At 64.2% G+C, this 3,697-nt stretch carries 3 protein-coding genes and 1 pseudogene; 2 read left to right on the top strand and 2 right to left on the bottom strand.

The window, feature by feature from the left end; all coding sequences use genetic code 11:
• Both EN906_RS26480 and EN906_RS26475 read right to left on the bottom strand, forming a co-directional pair.
• Positions 1–339 (bottom strand): hypothetical protein (locus EN906_RS26480; protein WP_245484339.1); only part of this gene is annotated, 339 nt, incomplete at its 3' end.
• Between the two features lie 206 nt (positions 340–545).
• Complete coding sequence (locus tag EN906_RS26475; protein ID WP_023810826.1) at positions 546–1,415, bottom strand: helix-turn-helix domain-containing protein; 870 nt, start codon at positions 1,413–1,415, stop codon at positions 546–548.
• Positions 1,416–1,507: 92 nt separating this feature from the next.
• On the opposite strand from EN906_RS26475, the gene EN906_RS26470 reads away from it, so the two are divergent.
• Both EN906_RS26470 and EN906_RS26465 read left to right on the top strand, forming a co-directional pair.
• Positions 1,508–3,052 (top strand): 4-hydroxyphenylacetate 3-hydroxylase N-terminal domain-containing protein, encoded by a 1,545-nt coding sequence (locus tag EN906_RS26470; RefSeq protein WP_127268204.1) that lies wholly within the window; start codon positions 1,508–1,510, stop codon positions 3,050–3,052.
• Between the two features lie 5 nt (positions 3,053–3,057).
• Positions 3,058–3,564, top strand: a pseudogene (locus tag EN906_RS26465) (flavin reductase); the annotation flags it as partial.
• Positions 3,565–3,697: the final 133 nt, after the last annotated feature.

Below are 3,697 nucleotides of genomic sequence, written 5' to 3'. Positions count from 1 at the left end.
GGCATAGGCAACTTCGGCGACGCGGCCGTCGACCATGCGAATTTGCGTGTCGCAATAACCGCCGGGAGCGACATTGACGGAGCCGCCGACCGCCGGGATCGCGCCTACCGCTAGAGTCGGAACCACAATGCTGAGATTGCCGCGCTGGACGATGCGCTTGTAGGTCCAGATCTGGCCCGATCGGCCGGCGTTGGCGGTGGCGGTCGGAAACCCGGCGCACATTCGAACATCGGCTTCGCTGAGGCCGACCATCTCCTTGCGGGCGGCCGCCGCCGTTGGATCAACCTTGGCGATACGCGACGTATCGTCGGGAACGACGCAGGAAGACTGGATTCCCACACAGAGAACAGCGAGGGCAAGCTTTTGAATGCAGGAAAATATCATGCCGACTGTCAGATTGGCCCGATGTCAGATTTGCGTGGCGCCCGCCGCTCCTTTCTACCTAGGCAGACAGGCGAAGGGATCAACCCGTTCAGCTTCACGAAAAAGTGGCTGTGGCTGCAACATCGAGGATTGCGCATCACGGGTCTGCATCTCACGCAGGACTAATGGCCCTGCAAGTGCTTCCGGCGCCAGGCGGCGGGCGCTTCGCCGACCCGCGCGCGAAAGAACCGTGAAAAATACGCCGGGTCGTCGAAGCCGATCTCGTAGGCGATGTCCTCCACCGTGCGTACGGTAAACAGCAGCAGACGCTTGGCCTCCAGCAGCCGCCTTTCGCTGACGACCCGCTTGACGCCGGCGCCCAGCACAGCATGGGCAGCCTTGTCGAGAAGATGCGGCGTGGTGGCCAGCGCCTCGACGTAGCGATCGACCGGCCAGTTGTCGCGGAAATGCGTGTCGGCGAGCCGGCGCAGGCCCCGCGCCAGCGAAGCATCGGAAGAGGCAGCGGAGGCGGTCACGCCGGGGCTCAGGCGCGCAATGTGGGAGAGTGCGACGGCGATCAGCGCCGGCAGGACCCTGTCATTGCCGGCTTGCGCCTCGGCATATTCGGCGGCGATCATCTCCAGCACCGCCGCCAGTCTCGCCCACGCCGCGTGTCGTGGCAGACCGTCGGCAAAGACCGGCCTGTCCAGCGGCAGCAGGCTGTGAGCGGCGATGGCCGCGAGCGCGCCGTCGGCGACCGAGACGACGATGGCGTCGGTGCCGGGTCCGATCGAGAAGCCATGCACGACAGCGCTCGGCACGAAGCTGACGGCAGGCGCCGAAAAGTCCCAGGATCGGTCTTCGATACGGTAGGTGCCGGAGCCGCTGGTCCAGTAGGTGATCTGGCCCATCTGCGGATGCTTGTGCGCCGCAACCTGACCAAGATGGATATTGCTGCGCGCAAGCACCGTCTCGACATGCAGGAAACCGACATCGAGCGGCCTCACCGGCTCGCCATAGACGAAGAAGTCGGGGATGGAATTCTGGCTCATGGCGCCTGAAAAAGTCCAATCGGTTTTGCCGTTCCGTCCATAACCGAAGCATGCCCAAGGCGCTAGTGTTGCGACTCAAGAGGAGGACCATCATGCGATCAGAAGACTTCCGCACTGATAAGGCACGGCCGTTCACCGGGGCTGAGTATCTGGAGAGCCTGCGCGACGGCCGCGAGGTCTATATATACGGCGAACGCATTGCCGATGTCACCACGCACCCGTCGATGCGCAATTCGGCGCGGTCGCTGGCGCGCCTCTACGATGCGCTGCATGATCCCCTGCGGCGGGACACGCTGACCTCGCCGACCGACACCGGCTCGGGCGGCTACACCCACAAATATTTCCGGGTCGCCAAATCCTCGGCTGAGCTTGTTACCCAGCAGACGGCGATCGCCGAGTGGTCGCGCATGTCCTATGGCTGGATGGGGCGCACGCCCGACTACAAGGCGGCGCTGATGAACACGCTCGGCGCCAATGCCGACTGGTACGGGCCGTTCAGGGACAATGCTCTGTCCTGGCACAAACGTGCGCAGGAAGCCGCACTGTTCATGAACCATGCCATCGTCAATCCGCCGATCGACCGCCACAAGCCGGCCGAACAGGTGAAGGACGTCTTCGTCCACATCACCAAGGAGACGGATGCCGGCATCTATGTCTCCGGCGCCAAGGTGGTGGCGACGTCCTCGGCGCTGACCCACTACAATTTCCTGGCGCAGGGCTCGGCGACGATCACTGAGGATCCGTCGCTGTCGGTGATGTTCATCGTGCCGATGAATGCACCGGGGATAAAGATGTTCTGCCGCGTCTCCTACGAGCAGACGGCCAACACGGTGGCGGCGCCCTTCGACTATCCGCTGTCGTCGCGCTTCGACGAGAACGATGCGATCCTGGTGCTCGACAATGTCTTCATCCCCTGGGAGGACGTGCTGGTGCTGCGCGATGCGCAGAAGATCCTGTCCTTCCACCCGGCATCCGGCTTCATGCATGGCTACTGCTTCCAGGGCTGCACGCGTTTCGCCGTCAAGCTCGACTTCCTCGCCGGCCTGCTGGCCAAGGCGCTGCGCGCCACGGGCGGCGATGCTTTCCGCGGCAACCAGGCGGCACTGGGCGAGGTCATCGCGCTCAGGCACATGTTCTGGAGCTTTTCCAACGCCATGGCCTACAACCCGATCCCGTGGGCGAATGGCGCGGTGCTGCCCAATCTGGAAGCCGCGCTCGCCTACCGCACCTTCATGTCGGAAGCCTATCCGCGTGTCATCGACACCGTGCGCCGGGTGATCGCGTCCGGGCTGATCTACCTGCCGTCGTCGGTGCGCGACTTCAACAACCCCGAGATCGACAAGTATCTGGCGCAATATGTGCGTGGCTCCAACGACATGGGCCACATCGAGCGCATCAAGATCATGAAGCTTTTGTGGGACGCGACCGGCACCGAGTTCGGCGGCCGCCACGCGCTCTACGAGCTCAACTATGCCGGCGCGCCGGAAGAGGTGCGGCTGCAGGTGCTGAAAGGAGCTGAACGCGGCGGGCGGCTGAAGGCGATGGAAGAGCTCGTCGACACCTGCATGGCCGACTATGACGAGAATGGCTGGACGGGCGATACCTGGTTCAATCCGCTTGTCTCAACGGCCGAGTGAATTAGATGGCCACGCAGATTTCGAAAACCGATTTCCGCGACGCCATGGCGAGGGTCTGCGCGCCGGTCAACATCGTCACCACCGATGGGCCGGCAGGACGCGGCGGCTTCACCGCCACCGCCATGTGCAGCGTCTCCGACGAGCCGCCGACGCTGCTGGTCTGCATGAACGGGCGCTCGACGCAGGCCGCCATGTTTCTGTCCAACCAGCGCTTCTGCGTCAACGTGCTGATGCATGACCACATGCATCTGGCGGGAAAATTCGCCGGCGCGACCAGGGACATGGAGGCACGCTACGCCTCGGCGCGCTGGCAGACGCTGACCTCCGGCACGCCGGCGTTGTCGGATGCGATCGTCAATTTCGATTGCGAGATTGAGACTGTGCATGTCGTCGGCACGCACAATGTCATGATCGGCCGCGTCATCGATGTCCGGCACGGCAGCGGCGGCTCGGCCCTGCTCTATGTCGACCGCAGCTATACGCAGCCGACGCGGCTGGGCAGCTTTGGCGGGTGGGCCGGGCGTCAGACGGTTTGGTGGCGGGGAGGCCTCCGCCTATCCCGTACGCGGCCGTGCCGTCAGCCAGTCTTTCACCCCCGCCGATCCAGCCTCGCCACCAGCCGGTCCCCCGCCCACTGGATGCCGC

Source organism: Mesorhizobium sp. M7A.F.Ca.CA.004.06.1.1 (assembly GCF_003999135.1).
Taxonomy (GTDB): Bacteria; Pseudomonadota; Alphaproteobacteria; order Rhizobiales; family Rhizobiaceae; genus Mesorhizobium.
The sequence above is the reverse complement of the archived record's forward strand: the minus strand, read 5'-3'. Positions and strand labels throughout refer to the sequence as shown.